The sequence below is a fragment of the Pseudomonas benzenivorans genome (assembly GCF_024397895.1).
In the GTDB taxonomy this organism is placed as follows: Bacteria; Pseudomonadota; Gammaproteobacteria; order Pseudomonadales; family Pseudomonadaceae; genus Aquipseudomonas; species Aquipseudomonas benzenivorans_A.
Genome location: NZ_CP073346.1, coordinates 1,990,887 through 2,009,462 on the forward strand (window position 1 = coordinate 1,990,887; position 18,576 = coordinate 2,009,462).

The window sequence follows — 18,576 nt, forward strand, 5'->3', positions numbered from 1 at the left end:
TGACCCACACGTCGGATAATGACGCCACGGACGCCCGCCCGCCGATTGTTGCAACCAGGCAACATAGCTTGTCGCAAACTACACTCCTGACGCCATGAGCACTGCTTGACCCCTCCGGGCGGGCCCGCTTAGCCTTGCCGATTACCGCCAAATCTAGGATTCCCCGAATGCTGCGCAGACTCTCCCTGGCTCTTGCCGTGGCCTCCGCCTCCGCCGGATTGGCCTGGGCCGAACAGGCCCCGCTGTCCGCCAAGACCGACCTGATCACGGTCTATCAGGAAGCCGCCGCCAACAATGCCGACCTGGCGGCCGCCCGCGCCGATTACCAGGCCCGCCGCGAAGTGGTGCCCCAGGCCCGCGCCGGCCTGCTGCCTAACCTGTCGGCCGGGGCCAACCTGAGCGACGCCCGCACCGAGATCGACTCACCGGCCAACACCAGCACGCGCAGCGGTACGGTGTACCAGGCCAACCTCAGCCAGCCGCTGTTCCGCGCCGACCGCTGGTTCCAGCTGCAGGCCGCCGAAGCGAGCAGCGAGCAGGCCGCCCTGGAGCTGTCCGCTGTCGAGCAAAGCCTGATCCTGCAGAGCGCCGAGACCTACTTCGCCGTGCTGCGCGCCCAGGACACCCTGGCCTCGACCAAGGCCGAAGAGGCCGCCTTCAAGCGCCAGCTCGACCAGGCCAACGAACGCTTCGACGTCGGCCTGTCGGACAAGACCGACGTGCTCGAAGCCCAGGCCGGCTTCGACACCGCACGAGCCAACCGGATCATCGCCCAGCGCCAGGTCGAGGACGCCTTCCAGGCGCTGATAACCCTGACCAACCGTGAGCACGGCGCTCTCGAGGGCATCGAACACAGCCTGCCGATCCTCGCGCCGACGCCCAACGACGCCAAGGCCTGGGTCGACACCGCGGCCGCGCAGAACCTCAATCTGCAGGCCAGCAACTACGCGGTCAACGCCGCCGAAGAGACGCTGCGTCAGCGCAAGTCGGGGCATGCGCCGACCCTAGATGCGGTGGCCAGCTACCAGCAGGGCGACAACGACAGCCTCGGCTTCAGCAACAGCAGCGCCAGCGCCGCCACCTTCAGCGGCGACGTCGAGCAGCGCTCGATCGGCCTGCAGCTGAACATCCCGCTGTACAGCGGCGGCCTGACCAGCTCCCAGGTACGCGAGGCCTACCAGCGCCTGACCCAGAGCGAGCAGTTGCGCGAGGGCCTGCGCCGCCAGGTGGTACAGGACACCCGCAACCTGCACCGCGCGGTCAATACCGACGTGGAGACCGTACAGGCGCGCAAGCAGTCGATCATTTCCAACCAGAGCGCCGTGGAAGCCACCGAAATCGGCTACCAGGTCGGCACCCGCAACATCGTCGACGTGCTCAACGCCCAGCGTCAGCTGTACAGCTCGGTGCGCACCTACAACGACGCGCGCTACGACTACATCCTCAACAACCTGCGTCTCAAGCAGGCCGCCGGCACCTTGAGCCCGGCCGACCTCGAGGCCCTGGGCAATTTCCTCAAGCCGGACTACGACCCGGACCAGGACTTCCTCCCGCCGGACCTGGCCAAGGCCGCCGAAGCGCAGCTGCGCAGCAATCCGGATTACTGATAGACGCCCATGAAAAAGCCGGCCCAGGTGGCCGGCTTTTTCATGCCCGCAGGACCATGGCGGCGCCCGGCGGCTGGTCGCCGGCTAGTCGAGCAGGCGCCCGACCCCGTCGAGCAGGCGCTGCAGCGCCCCCTGATTGGCCTGCATCACCGCCAGCCCGGCCTCGCGCATCCGCGCCGCCCGCTGCGGCTGTTGCCACAAGTCGGCCACCATGGCGGCCAGCTGCTGGGCATCCGCGACTTCGCCAAGCGCCCCGGCCTCGCGCAGCTGGGCGGCGATCTCGAGGAAATTGAACAGGTGCGGACCGCTGAGCACCGGCTTGCCCAGGGCCGCCGGCTCCAGCAGGTTGTGCCCGCCGTTGGCCACCAGGCTGCCGCCGACGAAGGAGCAGTCGGCCAGGGCATAGAGAAACAGCAACTCACCCATGGTGTCGCCAAGCAGCACCTGGTCGGCCGCCGCCGGTGCCTCGCCAGCCGAACGGCGCCGGGCGGCAAAACCCTGGCGGCGGCACAGTTCGAACACCGCGGAGAAGCGTTCGGGGTGACGCGGCACCAGGATCAGCAGCGCGTCCGGCTGCCGGACCAGCAGCTGGCGGTGGGCGGCCAGGACGATCTCGTCCTCGCCGGCATGGGTGCTGGCGGCGATCCACAGCGGCCGTCGCTGCGCGCCCCACTGCGCACGCAGTTCAGCGGCCCGCGCGGTAAGCGCCGGGTCGATGTGCAGGTCGTACTTGATCGAGCCGGTCACCTCGACGCACTCAGCGCGCGCGCCCAGGCTCCGGAAGCGCGCGGCCTCGGTGGCGGTCTGTACCGCGATCAGGCTCAGCTCGGCGAGCATCGGCGCGGTCAACTTGGCGAAACGGGCATAACCGCGGGCCGAGCGCTCGGACAACCGCGCATTGGCCAGGACAACCGGAATGCCGCGACGGGCGCACTGATGAATATGGTTGGGCCACAGCTCGGTTTCCATGATCAGCGCCAGGCGCGGGCGCAGCCGCTCGAGAAAGCGCGCGGCGGCCCAGGGCAGGTCATAGGGCAGGTAGCAATGCTGCACCCGGCCGGCGTACTCGGGCGCGGCGAACAGCGCGCGGATTCGCTCCGAACCGGTCGGGGTCATGCAGGTGACGGTAACCGGCAGCTGCGGGTAGCGCGCCAGCAGTTCGCGGATCAGCGGCGCGGCGGCGATGCTCTCGCCCACCGAGACGGCGTGCACCCAGATGCCGCCGGGCGCGAGCGCCGGCAGGCCGAAGGCGAAACGCTCGCCGATGCGCTTGGCATAGGCCGGTGCCCGCCAGGCGCGATAGGCGAGACGCAGGCCGACCAGGGGCAGGCCGAGATGGAACAGCAGGCTATAGAGGGTACGATTCATGGGCGCGCAGCTTAGCAGAGCCGCGCGTGCCGATCAGCCAATGGCCAGCAGGTGTTCGGCCAGGCAATCGGCCAGCCACAAGGCCGCCGGGCCCAGCGCCTCGTCACGCCGACAGACCAGCTCCACCACCAGCGGCGGTGGCGTCCAGTCGCTGCGCAACTCCACCAGTTTGCCGAGATAGGTCGGGTACTGCGCCACATGCCGCGGCAACCAGGCCCAGCCCAGGTTGCGCGTCAGCAGTTCGGCCATGGCATAGAAGCTGTCGGCGCGCCAGACCTGCGGGCTGATCTGCTCGCCACCGGGGTAACGGCTGTCCTGGGGCGCCATCAGCAGCTGCCGGTGGCGCGCCAGTTCGCGGCGGTCAACGTAGGCGCACGCGGCCAACGGATGACCGACCCCGCACACCGTGACCATGTCGATGGCGCCGAGGCGCTGGCGCTCCAGGGCTTCGGGCATACGCTCGTGGTGAAACAGCACGCCGAGGTCGGCCCGGCGCTCCAGCAGCTTGCGCGCCACCTCGCCCTGGGCGGCGCTGGCGACCTGCACCTCGAGCTGCGGAAACTGCCGGGCCAGCGCCTCCAGACTGTCGAGCACCAGGGAATAGGGCATTGCCTCCTCCTGGGCCAGGCGCAGCAGGGCCTCCTCGCCGCGGGCGAGTCCTTGCGCACGGCCCTCCAGGCGCTCGCACTGGCGCAAGACCTCGCGCGCCTCTTCGAGCAGGGTGGCGCCGGCCGCCGTCAGCTGCGGCTGACGACCGCTGCTGCGGGTGAACAGCGTCACGCCCAGATCGACCTCCAACTGGGCAATCGCGGTGCTGACCGCCGACTGCGCCCTATTCATCTGCCGCGCCACGGCGGAAAAGGATCGGCCCTCGGCCACACTGACGAAGAGGCGGACCTGCTCAAGATTCCACTGCACAACCCATCTCCTTTACAGATAGGTATTAAGTTTATCCCATCGCGAATATCCCTAGAATGTCGGTCAGCGCCAACAGGAGGTCCACCATGACCGGCTATCTCTACCTCGCCATCGCGATTTCCGCCGAAGTCGTCGCCACCGCATCGATGAAGGCGCTGGACGGTTTCAACCGGCCCCTGCCCCTGCTGCTGGTGGTGGGCGGCTACCTATTGTCCTTCTGGATGCTCAGCCTGGTGGTCAAGACCATCCCGGTCGGCGTCGCCTACGCGGTCTGGGCCGGCCTGGGCATCGTCCTGGTGAGCGTCGCCGCCGCCTTCCTCTACCAGCAGCGCCTGGACCTGCCGGCGCTGATCGGCATGGGCCTGATCGTCGCCGGCGTGGTGGTGATCCAGCTGTTCTCGCAAAGCGTCGGCCACTGATCGGGGCAGCCGCGGCGACCACGCGGGTTATACTGCGCGCCTGTTTTCCTGACGAGGCGCGCCCATGCCCCAAGCTCTGAGTACGGACATTCTGATCGTCGGCGGCGGTATCGCCGGCCTCTGGCTGAATGCGCGCTTGCGCCGCCAGGGCTTCGCCACCCTGCTGCTGGAAAACGCCAGCCTGGGCGGCGGGCAGAGCGTCAAATCCCAGGGAATCATCCACGGTGGCGCCAAGTACGCCCTGCACGGCGCCCTGAGCGGCGCCTCGGAAGCCATCGCCGACATGCCGCGGCGCTGGCGCGAGGCCTTGGCCGGCAGCGGCGAGCTGGACCTCTCCGGCGTGCGCCTGCTGTCCGAGGCCCATTACCTGTGGTCGCCCGGCAGCCTGGCCGGCAACCTGACCAGCTTCTTCGCCAGCAAGGCGGTGCGCGGCCGGGTCGACCAGGTCAAGGGCGAGCAATTGCCGCCGGCACTGCAACACCCCAAGTTCAAGGGCAAGGTCTACCGCCTGGCCGAACTGGTGCTCGACGTGCCCAGCCTCATTGCCCGCCTGGCCGAACTGGCCGGCGATGGCCTGCTGGCGGCCGAGCGCATCGAACCGCTGCGCGAACAGGGCGCGCTGGTCGGCCTGCGCGTCGACGGCCGGGAAATCCGCGCCCAACGCATCGTCCTCAGCGCCGGGGGCGGCAACGCGGAACTGCTGGCGGCACTCGAGCTCAAGCAACCGGCCCAGCAACTGCGCCCCCTGCATATGGTGCTGGTCAAGGGGCCGACCCTGAAGCCGCTGTATGCCCACTGCCTGGGCGGCGGACCGAAGCCGCGGGTGACCGTCACCAGCCACCCGGCGGCAGACGGCCAGTGGGTCTGGTACCTGGGCGGTGACCTGGCCGAGGCCGACGGCGTGGCCCGCGACGCCGCCACGCAGATCAAGGCGGCGCAGAAGGAGCTGGGCGACCTGCTGCCTTGGGTCGACCTGGGCAGCGCCCAGTGGGCCACCCTGCGGGTCGAGCGCGCCGAGCCGGCGCAGTCCGGCCTGGTGCGTCCGGACAACGCCTTTCTCGCCGAACAGCAGCGCCTGCTGGTCGGCTGGCCGACTAAACTGGCCTTAGCCCCGGACTTCGCCGACCGCGTGCTGGCGACACTGGCGCGCGACGGCATCCGCCCCGCGGCGCATCCGCCACTGCCCGATCTGCCACGCCCGGCCATCGCCCGCCCCGCCTGGGAGGAATTGTTCTAATGCACACCCTGCACAATCTCCACCGCCCGCTGGGGGCGACCGAGCTGCTGGTCTCGCCGCTGGGCCTGGGCACCGTCAAACTGGGCCGCGACCAGGGGGTGAAGTACCCCAGCGGTTTCCGCATCCCGGACGATGCGGCGGCGCGCGAGCTCCTGGCCCAGGCCCATGAGCTGGGCATCAACCTGATCGACACGGCCCCCGCCTACGGCACCAGCGAGGCGCGCCTCGGCCCGCTGCTGCGCGGCCAGCGCGAGCAGTGGGTGATCGTCAGCAAGGTCGGCGAGGAGTTCGAGCACGGCCAGTCGCGCTTCGACTTCTCGCCGGCGCACACGCGCCTTTCCGTGGAGCGCAGCCTCAAGCGCCTGGAGACCGACTTCATCGACCTGCTGCTGGTGCACTCGGACGGCAACGACGTCGCCATCCTCCAGGGCAGCGGCATCTACGAGACCCTCGCCGAGCTCAAGCGCGAGGGCAAGATCCGCGCCTTCGGCCTGTCCGGCAAGACCATCGAGGGCGGCCTGCTGGCACTCGAGCAGGGCGACTGCGCGATGGTCACCTACAACCTCAACGAGCAGGCCGAGGTGCCAGTGCTGGACTACGCCGAGCTGCACGGCAAGGGCATCCTGGTGAAGAAGGCCCTGGCCAGCGGCCACGCCTGCCTGCAGCCGGGCGAGGACCCGGTGCGCGCCAGCTTCGAGCTGATCTTCGGCCACCCGGCGGTCAGCAGCGCGATCATCGGCACCATCAACCCGCAGCACCTGGCCCATAATGTCGCGACGGCCGCAGCGGTGATCCAGGACATCGCCTGACCCGCGATCGCGGCCAGCCCCCCCCCGAAAGGAACCGAGATGGCCCGCACCCTGATCCGCAAGAACCCCAGCGTGTTCAAGACCCTGCCACTGTTCGTCGAAGCGGGTCCGGACAGGCTGAGCTACCAGGGCATCGGCCAGCCGCTCAACTTCACCCAGATGCTGGCGCGACGTCAGGCGATCAGCCTCGGCGACAGCCAGCGCTTCGCCGTGGAACTGGCCAACCTGGGGGTGTCGGTGCGCCTGACCCTCAGCTGGCAAGGCCGCGAATACTGGCTGCTGGTGCGCCAACGGCGCCTCGACCGCGGCGACGTGGTGCTCAAGCTGATCTCCGGCTACGTGCCCACCCACGAGCTGAACCTGCCGCTGCACACCGCGATCCAGGAAGTCGCCGAGGAATGCCTGGTGGAGACGCCGGAAGGCTGGCTGTATGGCCGCTTTGGCGACACCTGGCTGCCGGCACCCTACGAGCGCGCCCTGCATTACCGCGAGGCCGCGCACTTTCGCCTCAGCCCGCTGTCCGGCGCGGCGCGCCCGGTGCAGTGCGGAAACCTGACCCTGCTCGAGCGCCCGCGCGCCTACGTGCACCTGCCGACCGCCTCCCTGCAGCTGGTCTACGACCTGTGCCTGGAGCTGCCGAAAGAGGCCAGGTCCCCCAGCCTGTTTCACGTCGACGAGCACCTGGAGGATGGCCAGCTGGTCGCCCGCCTCGACCGCATGCGCCCCGACCTGTACCTGATACCCCTGCACAACGGCAAACCGAGCGCCGAACTGCTGACCCTCAGGGAGGGCAAGTTGGAAGCCGCCAGCACCCGGGGCCTGTGGCTGGCGGAGAGCTTTGCGCCACAGGACGGCTGGCTGGTGCGTGAAGAACGCATTCGCTGGAAGGACTGGCTGAAGCTCCAGGGCCTCACAGCCTCGACGAGCAATGGCGGCAGGGCAACCGGCCAACCGCCAACGCCGCCGCTCGGGATGGACGCCGCCGGCTCCACCTGAAGGCCCTGACGGCAGACCAGGCAGGGCGGCCAAGCGGTTACTTGCTGCGAATCTTCTCGACGATGGCGGTGGTCGAGCTGTTCTCCACCAGGCCGAGCACCCGCACCTCACCGCCATAGGCGGTGACGATCTCGGCACCGACCACCTGGTCGATGCCGTAGTCGCCGCCCTTGACCAGCACATCGGGCTGCACCAGCTCGAGCAGGCGCTCCGGGGTGTCCTCGGCGAAGCTCACCACCCAGTCCACCGCGCCGAGCCCGGCCAGCACGGCCATGCGCCGGTCCACCGAGTTGATCGGCCGGCCGGGGCCCTTGAGGCGACTGACCGAGGCGTCGTCGTTGACCGCCAGCACCAGGCGATCGCCCTGGGCCCGGGCCTGCTCCAGGTAGGTCACGTGGCCGGCGTGGAGGATGTCGAAGCAACCGTTGGTGAAGACGATCTTCTCGCCATGGGCGCGGGCGTCCTCGATGGCCAGCAGCAGCTGATCCAGGCTCAGCACACCGCGCTCGGAGCCCTGCTCGCGCTGCACCGCGCGGCGCAGCTCGGGGGCGCTGATCGCCGCGGTGCCGAGCTTGCCGACCACGATGCCCGCCGCCAGGTTGGCCAGGGCCACCGCCTGCGGCAACTCCTCGCCGGCGGCCAGGCTGGCGGCCAGGGTGGAGATCACCGTGTCGCCGGCACCGGTGACATCGAACACCTCGCGGGCACGGGCCGGCAAGTGCAGCGGCGCGTGGTCCGGGCGCAGCAGGGTCATGCCGTGCTCGCCGCGGGTCACCAGCAGCGCGCCGAGGTCCAGCTCGCGCATCAGCGCCGCACCCTTGGCCACCAGCTCGGCCTCGTCGGCGCAGCGACCGACGATGGTCTCGAACTCGTTGAGGTTGGGGGTGATCAGGCTGGCGCCGCGGTAGATGGAGAAGTCCTTGCCCTTGGGATCGGCCAGCACCGGGATACCGCGCGCGCGGGCGGCCTGCACCAGGACCTGATGATTCTTCAGCGCGCCCTTGCCGTAGTCCGACAGCACCAGCACCTTGACGCCCTCGAGCAGCGCCTCGACATCACGGGCGATGGCCTCGGCATCGGTGCTGAAGGCCTCCTCGAAGTCCATGCGCAACAGCTGCTGATGGCGGCTCAGAACCCGCAACTTGACGATGGTCGGCTGGTGCGCAATGCGCTGGAAGCGGGTCTTCACCCCCACCGCCTGCAGGCTGTTGCTCAGACTGTCGGCGGCCTCGTCGGCACCGGTCACCCCGACCAGCACGGCAGGAGCACCGAGGGCGGCGATGTTCAGGGCGACGTTGGCCGCGCCGCCGGGGCGGTCCTCGATCTGCTCGACCTTGACCACCGGCACCGGCGCTTCGGGGGATATCCGCGAGGTGCCGCCATGCCAGTAACGATCGAGCATGACATCACCCACCACCAGAACGGGGGCTTGGTCGAAACGGGGCATGGACAACTTCATGGGGACTCCGGAGCGGCAAAATCGCCGCAGATCATAGCATGTGGGGTGAGCCACCAGCGGCGCGCGGGCGCGGGCTGGGGGCGCCGGGTGTGCGACCCGTCTACAGGGCGCGCACCCAGAACAGTTCGTGACGGCGGACGGCCTTGCGGAAGAATTCGTCCTCGCCGCTGGCCGGCCAGCGGCGCCCGGCGAGCAGCCGCTGGATCAGCCGGCGCACACGCTTCTTCGCCGGCAGCGGCCCCTGCAGGTCGTGCTGCATGGCCAGCGCCATGGCCTTGTCCACCTGCACCTCGGCGCTCAGGCCCGGGCTCCACAGACCGTCGGCCGGCAGCGGTTCGATGGCCGGCGGCAGGGCGATGCCCTGGCCGGCCGGGCCCATGGGCCAGCGGTCGTTGTCATGCAGGTGATTGGCATAGAGCAGCAGGGTCTGCGGCTTCCAGCTGCTGCGCCCGATCGCCTCGTGCAGGGCGCGGGTCGCGGCGACATGGTCGCTGTGGGGATCCAGCTCCGGGTGCGGGGTGACCAGTACCACGGGGCGGTAGTGCTCCAGCAGCGCCGCCAGGTCCGCCACCAGATTCCGCCAGCTGGCCAGCCCATCACTATCGCCGGGCAGCGGCAACGGGTTGTGCTGGCGGGCGCTGCGGATATCGCGTTCGCCGGATTCGCGGGAGCCGAACCCCTGTTCGGGCTGCTCCGCCATCGCCGGCAGCTGCAGGCAGTAGTAGCCGAGCTGCACACAGCGCTGTGCAGGGATCCCGCCCCACAGCGGCACCGCCAGGCTGTCCCAGGTGCGCAGGCGGCCCTTGAGGCGCGCCGCCGCAGCCTGATCCAGGCCCAGGCGGCGATAGGCGTCGGCCTCGATCTCGCCCTGGGTCAGGGTGACGATGCTTGCCTGCGCGGCGCGACTGTAGAGGCCGAAAGCGGCCAGTTCGGCATCGTCGGCGTGGGGGGCGATGACCATCAGCCGCTGCCGGGCGTAATCGGGATTGCGCAGTGCATGGAGTGTGGCGCTGGCGCCCAGGCGACAGAAGCGCCCGCGAATCGGCAGGCCCCGCCCGGCAAGGACCTCGCCCTGGCCGGACAGATTGAGGTAACGCCGCCCACTGACACCACGCTCGAAGTCCTGGCGATCGTCGCCGACCCGCACCCCGGGGTCGAGCCAGCGCCCCAGCCAGCTGGCGCGGACGTCCAGCTGCAGGATCAGGGTGTCGGCGCCGGCGAAATCACCGTCCACCGTCAGCAAGCCATCGACCACTCGCGCCGGCAGCTGCCGGGTGGCCGGCGGAAACTCATAGCGGTAGTCATCGCCGGGCGAATAGAACAGGTGATCGGCGAACCAGGCCTCGTGTGCGATCCAGCCCAGCACCAGCAACAGCGGCACCAGCCACCAGGCCAGCAGGACGCCCAGCAGCGCCAGCAGCAGCAAGCCGACCAGCAAGGCGATGCGCTTGTGCCGACGGTGACGGTTGAGCAGCAGCTGCTTGCGCCCGGCCATGTTCACACCTGATAGACCGGCACGCGATTGCACCAGCGATCCTTGTATTCCCGATCGGCGCGGCCGAAGGAATAGCGCAGCGGCTTGCCCAGGGCGCGGGCATCGGCCCAGGCGGTCTGGGTATTGACGAAACTGAGCACGCTGCCGGGGCTGAACTCGCGGTTCTGCGGGTCGACGCCGCCGTTGATGTACTCCAGGCTGACCCACTGCGGCGCCTCGACCCGGTAGAGCACCTGGATGGCCACGGGTTCGTCGTTGAGGTAGATCAGCGACCCGGTCATGAACTCGCGCATCAGCGCGAATACCTCGGCCAGGTGCGCCTTGCCGGTCGCCTCGAAGCCCCAGCGGCGCTGGAACAGATCGGCGTAGATCGTCGCCTGTTCGCCGGCGCTCAGCTCCAGCATCGGCCGGATCACCCCGCCCGCCTCTTCCAGCAGACGCTGCTCGCGGCGCTGGTTGTAGCGGAACTTCTTGCTGTACTGCTCCGGCTCACGCGCCAGGGCCAGGCCCTCGGGCTGTTCGCGCAGCGAGGTGATGCGCTCGCTATGCAGATCAGAAACGTAGCGCGCCTTGTGCCGCAACTGCACCCGCGCGTCAGGGGCCAGCGGCGGGATGATCTCGGCGTTGCCCAGGTCGAACAGCCCGCGGCGGCCTTGTTTTTTCAGCACATCCTTGGACAGCGCCATATGACGCCCCCAAGTGGCTATAGCGGCCTTCAGCTCCCCCTGTTGCGCCCAGCCCAGATAGCGCACCGGGATACCCGCCAGATCGGCCAGGCGCTCGACGACCTGGGGGTGGGTGGCGACGCTGCCGCCATGACGCTGCCAGAGCTCGGCATAGGTGGCGGCATCGATAGGGGTCCAGCCCTGCTCGCGCCAGAAGCGCAGATGACTCAGCATCAAACGTCCTGCTCCACCACGGTTTCGCCGCCAACCTCGAACTGCTTGGCGTGCAGGCGCGCGTAGTAGCCGTTCTGCGCCAGCAGCTCGCGGTGCGTACCGCGCTCGACGATACGCCCCTGGTCCATCACCAGAATCAGGTCGGCCTTCTCGATGGTACTCAGGCGGTGGGCGATGACCAGGGTCGTGCGCCCCTTCATCACCTCGTCCAGCGCCGCCTGGATATGCCGCTCGGACTCGGTGTCCAGCGCCGAGGTGGCCTCGTCGAGCACCAGCAGCGGGGCATCCTTGAGCAGGGCCCGGGCAATCGCCAGGCGCTGGCGCTGGCCGCCGGAGAGCAGCACGCCGTTCTCGCCGACCAGGGTGTCGTAGCCTTCCGGCATGGCGCTGATGAACTCGTCGGCATAGGCCGCCTCGGACGCGCGACGCACCTGCTCGAGCGGCGCGCCGGCCACGTCTCCGTAGGCGATGTTGTTGGCCACCGTATCGTTGAACAGGGTGACGTGCTGGGTGACCAGGGCGATGTGCCGGCGCAGGTTGCGCAGCTTGTAGTCCTCGACATCCAGGCCATCCAGAAGGATCTGCCCCTGATCGTGGTGGTAGAAGCGCGGAATCAGGCTGGCCAGGGTCGACTTGCCACTGCCGGAGCGCCCCACCAGGGCGACCATCTGCCCGGGCTCGACACTGAAGGAAATATCGTTCAGCACCGGCTTCTCGGCCCCCGGATAGACGAAACTCAGGTCGCGCACCTCGAGGCGGCCGCTGACCCGCTCCCGCTCCTGGGTACCGTGATCGACCTCCGGCGCCTCGTCCAACTGCTCGAAGATGCTCTCCGCGCCGGCCACACCTTTCTGAATGGTCGAGCTCACCTCGGACAACTGGCGGATCGGCTTGGGCAATAACCCGGCCAGGGTGATATAGGCCACCAGGTCACCGGCGGAGGCATCACCGCGCATGAACAACACCAGGAACATCAGCACCGCCATGGCGCTGTAGATCACCAGCTGCAGCATGGGCGTGTAGACCGCGCCGGTCTTGGTCATGCGCAGCTGCTTTTCCGTGTTGCTCATGCTGGAATTGAGGAAGCGCTCCTGCTCGTAGGCCTCGCCGCCGAAGCTGCGCACCACCCGATAGCCCTGGATGGTTTCCGAGGCGACGTGGGTGACGTCGCCCATGGCCACCTGGATCTTCTTGCTCTGCTTGCGGAACTTGCGGCTGGCACTGCTGACCATCACGCCGATCACCGGAAGGATGGCAACCATCACCAGGGTCAGCTTCCAGTTCATCCACAGCAGGGTGGCGAACAGGAAGATCACCGTCATCCCTTCGCGGATGACCACCTTGATCGCGTCGGTTGCCGCACCGGTGACCATGGTCACGTTGAAGGTGATGCGCGAGATCAGGTGCCCCGAGTTGTGGTTGTCGAAATAGCGGTTGGGCAGGACCAGCAGGTTGTTGAACAGGGCCACGCGCAGATCATGCACCAGCCCCAGCGACACCTTGGCGAGGAAGTAGTTGCCCAGATAGGAGCCAATGCCCTGCCACAGCGCGATCAGCACAATCAGCAGCGGCACCGCCTCGACCAACTGCAGATCCTGAAGGTAGGGAACGCCTGGAAACAGGCTGGCTGCAGGGTTGGACAGGCCGTCGACGAAGTACTTGAGCACATAGCCGAACATGGGCTGGGTCGAGGCAAAAATCAGGAAGCCCAGGATACTCAGCATGAAGAGTCCCAAATAGGGACGAACATACGAGAGCAAGCGCAGATAGATCTTCAGACTCGATGTGGAGTCCTGGCTTGCAGCTTTTTCGCTCATCGGGTGGGGCCTTGGATCGTATAAAAGCGGGATACTATCACAGCGCCGAAGCCTGGGATTGAGGGGACAAGTGTCTCAATCCGCAAGAAATTCACCGCCTGTTCCAGTAGAATCGCCGCCTCCTAGCCAGCTCGAAAGCAGAGGCAGATGCACTCAACCACCGCCAACCTGCGCCAGCGCAGCTTCACGTTCATCTGCAACTGGCTGCTGCCACTGGGGCTACTTTGTCTGCTGATCGGCCTGCCTCTGCTCCCCGACCGCAGTATCTATCACAAGCTGTTTTACGCACTGATCGCGGCGCCTGCCCTGGTGGCCTTGCTGCTCCGCCCGCAGGAACTCAGGCTGTTGCTGCGGGAACCCATCGTCCTTGCGTTTCTCGCCTATGCCGCCTGGGCGCTGCTGAGCATCAGTTGGTCCGATACCGACGCCTCCATCGGCAGCCTGCTGAAACGCCCGTTGTATATCTTCATGCTAGTGGCTGGTTGCTGCTTGCTGACCCAACAAAATCAACGGCGCTTTACCCACTGTATGCTTATTGCGGCCCTCGCGGTGCTCCCAATTGCCTTCTATGCTCTCGCCGAAGTCGCCACAACATGGAAGCCCGGCCACAGGCTGGTCGGAACAGGCGCGCTGGACAACCCGCTGCTGAGCTCCCACCTGTTCGGCTTCTTCTGCATCCTGTGGCTCGGCCTCGGAATGACACTGCCGCGCCAGCAAGGCTGGCTCGCCGCGCTCCCCGTACTGGTACTGGGGGTAACGCTGCTGGCCACAGGTTCCCGCACGCCCCTTCTCGCGGCCTCGCTGGCCGGCGCCTGGCTGGCCCTGGCCTGCTGGAACAAACGCTCGATAGCGCTGACCCTGATCGGCCTCTCTGCCCTGAGCACCCTGCTGCTGCTTTATCCCGAGGCGCTGCTAGCCCGCGGAACCTCCTATCGACTCGAGCTCTGGCAAGACACGCTGAGCAGAATCAGCCAGAAACCCTGGCTGGGATTTGGCTTCGATGCCCAACTGGCAATTCAGCTCCCGGGGTTCTCGGTACCGTTCAGTGAACCCCACAGCTTTGCCATCGGCGTGCTCTACTACACCGGAATCATCGGACTTTGTCTGTGGTTCGCCATGCACCTGGTGGCGCTGCGGCAGTGCTGGGTGAACCGGGCCAACTACCTATTCGTAATCGCCGGCGCCCTCATGGTCTATGGCCTCGGTGGCGGTCTGGCCGAAGGCGGTGGAATACTCGCAAGACCCAAAGAGCACTGGTTCCTGACCTGGATCCCCTTGGCGCTGATAGCTGCACTCAGCTTTTCTCAACGAACCTCGGGGACGCGCACCTGATGCATCGACTGTCGCAGAAAGAGCTCGACGGACTCACGGAAAACGCTGCGGTGCTGGAAAGCGACGGCCTCGGCGCAAAGGTGCTGAAGCTGAACGACGGCAGCTTTCTCAAGCTCTTCCGCAAACGCTCGCGCTGGTCCAGCGAGACGCTGCGCCCCTATGCCAGGCGCTTCGCCGAGAATGCCAGAGATTTGCAGCGCCTCGGCTTTACCAGCCCGGAGATCATTCAGGTCTATGCCCTGCCCGGCCCGATCAATGCGACCGCCGTGCACTACTGGCCGCTTCCGGGCAAGACCTTGCGCCAGGCGCTTAGCCAGAGCTCGCCCGAGCAACGGCGAGCCCTGGTGGAAAGATTTGGCGAGCTGCTGGCGAAGCTGCATGAAGCCGGGGTGTATTTCCGCTCGGTACATCTGGGCAATGTGCTGGTGCTACCCGACGGCCAGTTCGGCCTGATCGACCTGGCGGACATGCGCATCGGCCGCTTCCCGCTCAGCCTGGGCAAACGCCAGCGCAACTTGAAGCACATGCGCCGTTATGCCGAAGATAATCGCTGGCTGTTCGAGGAAAACCGCGACGCGTTGCGCGCCGGATACAGCAGGCCAGCCCCGAGAAAGGCACAGCAGCTGTTCCCCGGCTGACTGGTTCTGGTCTGGCTGCTAGCCGGACGCCATGGCCGCCTCACGCTGCCGGGCATACTCGAGAAACTCATCGATCCGATCGCTGCACAACAGTCCGGCGACGCGGCGCACCTCCTGCTCCGGCCATCCCCACCAGGCGCTCGCCAGCAACGCCGCGCGCTGCTCCTCGGGAAAGCGCCAACGAACGTGCCGGGCCGGGTTGCCGGCAACGACCGAATACGGCGCCACATCGCGGCTGACCACCGCCCCCGCCGCCACCACGGCGCCATGCCCCACCGTGACACCCGACAGTATGATCGAGTGGGTGCATAGCCAGACGTCGCTGCCGATGACGACATCGCCGCGACTCACTGCGTAATCGGGAATATCCGCCGCCTCGGCAACCATCGCCGGAAATGGATAGGTGCTGACCCAGTCCGCGCGGTGATGGCCGCCCAGAAAGATCTCCACCTGTTCGGCTATGGAGCAGTAGCTACCGATGCACAGGTTCGCCCCCTCCTGCCAGTCGTGCACGATGGGCAGGCCATAGCTGCCCACCCCCATCTGGTAGTGCGGATAACGGCGCAGAAACTTGGCCTGGCCCTGGTGCAGTTTGGGCAAGGCGCGGATCCGCTTCTTGGCGCGCTTGTCCAGGTAACGAGCCCAGAAACCCACGGCGAATCAGCTCTTTTCCAGGGGCGAGAAATACAGGCGCATCAGACCCCGCCAGGTCTTCTTCGACCAGCTCTTGAGGGGAATCTGCGCCAGCAGCTCACGGGCCAGGGCGCGATCCCGGTTCGAGCACTTGAGGAACATCGAACTGAGAAAGCGCGTGCGCACGAACTCATACTGCGGATGCTCACTGAACAGCGCGTAGGTGCGCAGAATGCTGTCGATCATGAAACGGTGGTTCTTGTAGGAGTTGCTGGCATGCTTGCGATAGCGCGCCAAGACCTCGCCCAAGCAGTCGATGTAGTAACCGGCATGAGTGATCTTCAGCTCGATCAGCAGGTCCTCCAGACGGATCTGAGGATCGAAGCCGCCGACCTTCTCCAGGGCCTCCTTGCGGAACATCAGGGTCGGCGCGGGAGGATAGGGCTTGCGCTCCATGAACACGTCGTCGAAATTAAGGCGGCGAAACGGCACATCGCGACGCTGGCGTTTCTCCGGGAAAAGCTTGCCGTCGGCGTCGATCAGTTCGATATTGCCCGCGCAAATCCCGACCTCCGGCTTGCCCTCCATATAGGCGACCTGCTTGGCCAGGCGTTCTTCGAGCATGATGTCGTCCGAGCCGAAGGGCACGATCAGGCTGCCCTTGGCACGTTTGATGGCCGCGTTGAGCGTGTGGGTCAGCCCTTGGTTCTGCTGCACCCGGAAATCGAAGCCATGTTCGGCCTGCAAGCGGCTGATGCGCTCGACGCTGTCGTCTTTGGAGCCGTCGTCAATGACCAACAGCTCGACATTCGGATAGGTCTGCTGCAGCACGCTTTGAATGCATGCCTCGATGTATGGCCCATGGTTGTATGACGCGATGATCACCGTGACCAATGGCTGATGTTCACTCATGATGCTTGGCTCACCTGATTCAGCGACTCGTCGATGAGACGCAAATACTGCTGACGGAAGGATTCGATATCGTGATTGGTCTGCAGGTAGCGGTATGCCTGCTCACCTTTCGCCCGCAGCTGTTCGTCGCTAAGCGCCAGGTATTCGTCCAAGGCTGCGCTCAGGCTGTCGACATCTGCGGGCGTCACGGACAGGCCTCCAGCACCCTCGATCAGGGGCAGCATGGCTGGCACGCTCGAGGCAATGACCGGGAGGTGCCCGCTCATTCCCTCGAGTAGGGCCAGGCCCAACCCCTCAGCCAGCGAAGGCATGGTCCAGAGGTCGAAGGCGCGCACGTACTGCAAGGCATTTTCACGAAAACCCAGCAAATGGACGCGGCCCTCGAGCCCCAGCTTGTCGGCCTCGGCCTTGAGCCTAGCCTCCTCGCGGCCCTTGCCGATGATGGCGAGCTGCGCCCGGGGGTATCTGTCCTTGAGGCGGGCGAAGGCGCGCAACAGATAAACGTGTCCTTTGACGGGTACCAGGCGACCCAGGGCGCCGATCAGCCTCGCCTCGGGGTCGAGCCCCAGCTGCCGTCGTGCCTCATCGCGCTGCAGCTGCAGCGCTTCGGCCTGCTCGATATCGATGGCATTGGTGATCGCCACCGTATTCTCGGCGGTGAAGCCGCAGTCGCAATCCAGCAAATATTGCTTCACCGCCGGGGAGACCCCGACGAAGCGCCAGGCGGAATCAATCAACCCTCGCGCCTGGCGCCGCCGGTAGAAGCGATCGTACTCACCAAAACCGTGGGAAATGCCGATGCACAGCGGCACCTTCAGCCAGCGGTTCAGCTGCAACAGCATGTTGACCGGCTTGAAGCGGTTGCAGATCACCACATCGAAGCGCTCTTCTCGGCAGAAGCGATAGAGCTGCCACATGGCCCGCAGCCGCAGCCCCTTGAGCTGTTTGTCGGCAAAATTGAAGTACACCGAACGATCGGCCCGACTCACCGGCTCCCCAGGCGCAGGCTCGCCACGCAGAAAAGCGGCGACCACCTCATAACGCGCCTTGGGCAACGCCTTGACGATCTGCTCGGCCAGGTCGGCGAAGTCGTGGGACTTGACGTTGTAGTCCGGCTGCAACTGCAGCACCTTGATCCGCCTGCTCATTGCTCACCCTGCTGAAAACCCTGGGCACTGATCTGCCATACCGGCTCGCGCGCCAGGCGCTCGACCGCTTCGGCAGACGGCAGCTCGAGCGCCGGCCAGGCGTCGCGCTTCCACACCACGAAATGGAAATAGGGAAACTCCCTCCCGGAGTCCAGATCGTTGCTCAGGCGGCCTTCACGCCAGAACCAGCGAGTGGGAAATACGAAGCTGCCATCGATCCATGGAATGCAGCCGCTTGGGGTACTGAACGCTTCACGGAACTCACTGCGGCGACGCCAGGGATTGAACAGACCGACCAGCTTGAACAACGGACGGGGGAAGTTCTTGCGCCAGAGAAATATCCGGCTAAATGCCCCCTCGTCCAGGGCATGATGCTGCTGATCGCAGAAGCGCGCCTGCCAGTCCGGCATGCGCATGAAGGCCTCACGCATTCGCGGCGTATTGCGCATCAGGCACAGATGGCCGGAGACGCGGCGCTCGTGGGTGGAGAACAGGTCGCGACGCGCCAGGCGTTCGGCCGTGAAGTAGTCACGCAGCCTGCCGAACACCAGGTCGATGTCGCCGAACGCCCAGAAGTCGTAGCCGCCCAGGCGGTCCTCATGAATGAAGCCCAGGGCCGGCTTGATGTCGCACAGCTTGTAGGCATTCTCCGGCGCGAACGGAATATTCAGGCGCCGTGCGACCAAGGCGCAATAGTCCGCATAACTGATGCTCTCGATGCGCACGTTCTTCGGCAGATCGGCTGGCACCCCGCAGTCACTGAACAGCAACCAGTCGACATCCGGATTGCGTCGGCAGCTCTCCAGAAAGAACGGCATCCAGAAGGGCCAGTGGCCGAAATACGGAATCACGAAACAAATACTCGGCTGAGCCGTCATGGCGCATCCCC

General features: G+C 66.5%; 17 protein-coding genes. 7 read left to right on the forward strand and 10 right to left on the reverse strand.

Annotated elements, in window-relative coordinates; genetic code table 11:
* Window positions 1–167: 167 nt before the first annotated feature.
* Window positions 168–1,607, forward strand: coding sequence for a TolC family outer membrane protein (locus tag KDW96_RS09350; protein ID WP_255840133.1), 1,440 nt, complete (start codon window positions 168–170; stop codon window positions 1,605–1,607).
* Window positions 1,608–1,691: 84 nt separating this feature from the next.
* On the opposite strand, the gene waaA is transcribed toward KDW96_RS09350, so the two are convergent.
* Both waaA and KDW96_RS09360 read right to left on the reverse strand, forming a co-directional pair.
* Window positions 1,692–2,975 (reverse strand): lipid IV(A) 3-deoxy-D-manno-octulosonic acid transferase, encoded by a 1,284-nt coding sequence (gene waaA, locus KDW96_RS09355; protein ID WP_255840134.1) that lies wholly within the window; start codon window positions 2,973–2,975, stop codon window positions 1,692–1,694.
* Between the two features lie 33 nt (window positions 2,976–3,008).
* On the reverse strand, window positions 3,009–3,893 hold the full coding sequence (locus tag KDW96_RS09360; protein ID WP_255840135.1) for a LysR family transcriptional regulator: 885 nt from the start codon (window positions 3,891–3,893) through the stop codon (window positions 3,009–3,011).
* Window positions 3,894–3,979: 86 nt separating this feature from the next.
* Between KDW96_RS09360 and KDW96_RS09365 the strand changes: the two genes are divergently transcribed.
* From KDW96_RS09365 to KDW96_RS09380, 4 genes are all read left to right on the forward strand, one after another.
* On the forward strand, window positions 3,980–4,312 hold the full coding sequence (locus tag KDW96_RS09365; RefSeq protein ID WP_255840136.1) for a DMT family transporter: 333 nt from the start codon (window positions 3,980–3,982) through the stop codon (window positions 4,310–4,312).
* Window positions 4,313–4,376: 64 nt separating this feature from the next.
* Complete coding sequence (locus KDW96_RS09370) at window positions 4,377–5,549, forward strand: NAD(P)/FAD-dependent oxidoreductase (RefSeq protein WP_255840137.1); 1,173 nt, start codon at window positions 4,377–4,379, stop codon at window positions 5,547–5,549.
* Window positions 5,549–6,358 (forward strand): aldo/keto reductase, encoded by an 810-nt coding sequence (locus KDW96_RS09375; protein ID WP_255840138.1) that lies wholly within the window; start codon window positions 5,549–5,551, stop codon window positions 6,356–6,358. The genes KDW96_RS09370 and KDW96_RS09375 overlap by 1 nt, the downstream gene beginning before the upstream one ends.
* Window positions 6,359–6,397: 39 nt before the next feature.
* Window positions 6,398–7,354, forward strand: coding sequence for a metal ABC transporter ATPase (locus tag KDW96_RS09380; protein ID WP_255840139.1), 957 nt, complete (start codon window positions 6,398–6,400; stop codon window positions 7,352–7,354).
* A 37-nt stretch (window positions 7,355–7,391) separates the two neighbouring features.
* Here KDW96_RS09380 and hldE read toward each other — a convergent pair whose 3' ends face one another.
* The 4 genes from hldE to msbA form a co-directional block, all read right to left on the reverse strand.
* Entirely contained in the window at window positions 7,392–8,813 is a 1,422-nt protein-coding gene (hldE, locus tag KDW96_RS09385; protein ID WP_255840140.1) for a bifunctional D-glycero-beta-D-manno-heptose-7-phosphate kinase/D-glycero-beta-D-manno-heptose 1-phosphate adenylyltransferase HldE, read from the reverse strand.
* Between the two features lie 100 nt (window positions 8,814–8,913).
* Window positions 8,914–10,308, reverse strand: a complete 1,395-nt coding sequence (locus KDW96_RS09390; RefSeq protein ID WP_255840505.1) for a PIG-L deacetylase family protein — start codon at window positions 10,306–10,308, stop codon at window positions 8,914–8,916.
* A gap of 2 nt (window positions 10,309–10,310) precedes the next feature.
* Entirely contained in the window at window positions 10,311–11,207 is an 897-nt protein-coding gene (locus KDW96_RS09395) for a GNAT family N-acetyltransferase (protein WP_255840141.1), read from the reverse strand.
* The gene (msbA, locus tag KDW96_RS09400; RefSeq protein WP_255840142.1) at window positions 11,207–13,024 is read right to left on the reverse strand and encodes a lipid A export permease/ATP-binding protein MsbA; all 1,818 of its coding nucleotides are present in this window, start codon (window positions 13,022–13,024) and stop codon (window positions 11,207–11,209) included. The genes KDW96_RS09395 and msbA overlap by 1 nt, the downstream gene beginning before the upstream one ends.
* A 147-nt stretch (window positions 13,025–13,171) precedes the next feature.
* On the opposite strand from msbA, the gene KDW96_RS09405 reads away from it, so the two are divergent.
* Both KDW96_RS09405 and KDW96_RS09410 read left to right on the forward strand, forming a co-directional pair.
* Window positions 13,172–14,356 carry an O-antigen ligase family protein gene (locus KDW96_RS09405; RefSeq protein ID WP_255840143.1) on the forward strand — a complete coding sequence of 395 codons (1,185 nt, stop codon included), beginning with the start codon at window positions 13,172–13,174 and terminating at the stop codon, window positions 14,354–14,356.
* Window positions 14,356–14,994 (forward strand): phosphotransferase, encoded by a 639-nt coding sequence (locus KDW96_RS09410; protein ID WP_255840144.1) that lies wholly within the window; start codon window positions 14,356–14,358, stop codon window positions 14,992–14,994. Before KDW96_RS09405 ends, KDW96_RS09410 begins: the two co-directional genes overlap by 1 nt.
* 18 nt (window positions 14,995–15,012) lie before the next feature.
* Here the strand turns inward: KDW96_RS09410 and KDW96_RS09415 are convergent, their stop codons facing one another.
* Genes KDW96_RS09415 through KDW96_RS09430 form a run of 4 tightly spaced genes read right to left on the reverse strand, consistent with a single transcriptional unit; the run spans window position 15,013 to window position 18,565 of the window.
* Window positions 15,013–15,648, reverse strand: coding sequence for a CatB-related O-acetyltransferase (locus KDW96_RS09415; protein ID WP_255840145.1), 636 nt, complete (start codon window positions 15,646–15,648; stop codon window positions 15,013–15,015).
* A gap of 6 nt (window positions 15,649–15,654) precedes the next feature.
* Window positions 15,655–16,539 carry a glycosyltransferase gene (locus KDW96_RS09420; RefSeq protein WP_255840146.1) on the reverse strand — a complete coding sequence of 295 codons (885 nt, stop codon included), beginning with the start codon at window positions 16,537–16,539 and terminating at the stop codon, window positions 15,655–15,657.
* The gene (locus tag KDW96_RS09425; RefSeq protein WP_255840147.1) at window positions 16,536–17,687 is read right to left on the reverse strand and encodes a glycosyltransferase; all 1,152 of its coding nucleotides are present in this window, start codon (window positions 17,685–17,687) and stop codon (window positions 16,536–16,538) included. Before KDW96_RS09425 ends, KDW96_RS09420 begins: the two co-directional genes overlap by 4 nt.
* Complete coding sequence (locus KDW96_RS09430) at window positions 17,684–18,565, reverse strand: DUF6625 family protein (protein WP_255840148.1); 882 nt, start codon at window positions 18,563–18,565, stop codon at window positions 17,684–17,686. Before KDW96_RS09430 ends, KDW96_RS09425 begins: the two co-directional genes overlap by 4 nt.
* Window positions 18,566–18,576 lie beyond the last annotated feature (11 nt).

Coding starts and splice junctions, on each gene's coding strand:
- KDW96_RS09350 (WP_255840133.1), top strand. CDS start 168: ATGCTGCGCAGACTCTCCCTGGCTCTTGCCGTGGCCTCCGCCTCCGCC.
- waaA (WP_255840134.1), bottom strand. CDS start 2,975: ATGAATCGTACCCTCTATAGCCTGCTGTTCCATCTCGGCCTGCCCCTG.
- KDW96_RS09365 (WP_255840136.1), top strand. CDS start 3,980: ATGACCGGCTATCTCTACCTCGCCATCGCGATTTCCGCCGAAGTCGTC.
- KDW96_RS09370 (WP_255840137.1), top strand. CDS start 4,377: ATGCCCCAAGCTCTGAGTACGGACATTCTGATCGTCGGCGGCGGTATC.
- KDW96_RS09375 (WP_255840138.1), top strand. CDS start 5,549: ATGCACACCCTGCACAATCTCCACCGCCCGCTGGGGGCGACCGAGCTG.
- KDW96_RS09380 (WP_255840139.1), top strand. CDS start 6,398: ATGGCCCGCACCCTGATCCGCAAGAACCCCAGCGTGTTCAAGACCCTG.
- hldE (WP_255840140.1), bottom strand. CDS start 8,813: ATGAAGTTGTCCATGCCCCGTTTCGACCAAGCCCCCGTTCTGGTGGTG.
- KDW96_RS09390 (WP_255840505.1), bottom strand. CDS start 10,308: ATGGCCGGGCGCAAGCAGCTGCTGCTCAACCGTCACCGTCGGCACAAG.
- KDW96_RS09395 (WP_255840141.1), bottom strand. CDS start 11,207: ATGCTGAGTCATCTGCGCTTCTGGCGCGAGCAGGGCTGGACCCCTATC.
- msbA (WP_255840142.1), bottom strand. CDS start 13,024: ATGAGCGAAAAAGCTGCAAGCCAGGACTCCACATCGAGTCTGAAGATC.
- KDW96_RS09405 (WP_255840143.1), top strand. CDS start 13,172: ATGCACTCAACCACCGCCAACCTGCGCCAGCGCAGCTTCACGTTCATC.
- KDW96_RS09410 (WP_255840144.1), top strand. CDS start 14,356: ATGCATCGACTGTCGCAGAAAGAGCTCGACGGACTCACGGAAAACGCT.
- KDW96_RS09420 (WP_255840146.1), bottom strand. CDS start 16,539: ATGAGTGAACATCAGCCATTGGTCACGGTGATCATCGCGTCATACAAC.
- KDW96_RS09425 (WP_255840147.1), bottom strand. CDS start 17,687: ATGAGCAGGCGGATCAAGGTGCTGCAGTTGCAGCCGGACTACAACGTC.
- KDW96_RS09430 (WP_255840148.1), bottom strand. CDS start 18,565: ATGACGGCTCAGCCGAGTATTTGTTTCGTGATTCCGTATTTCGGCCAC.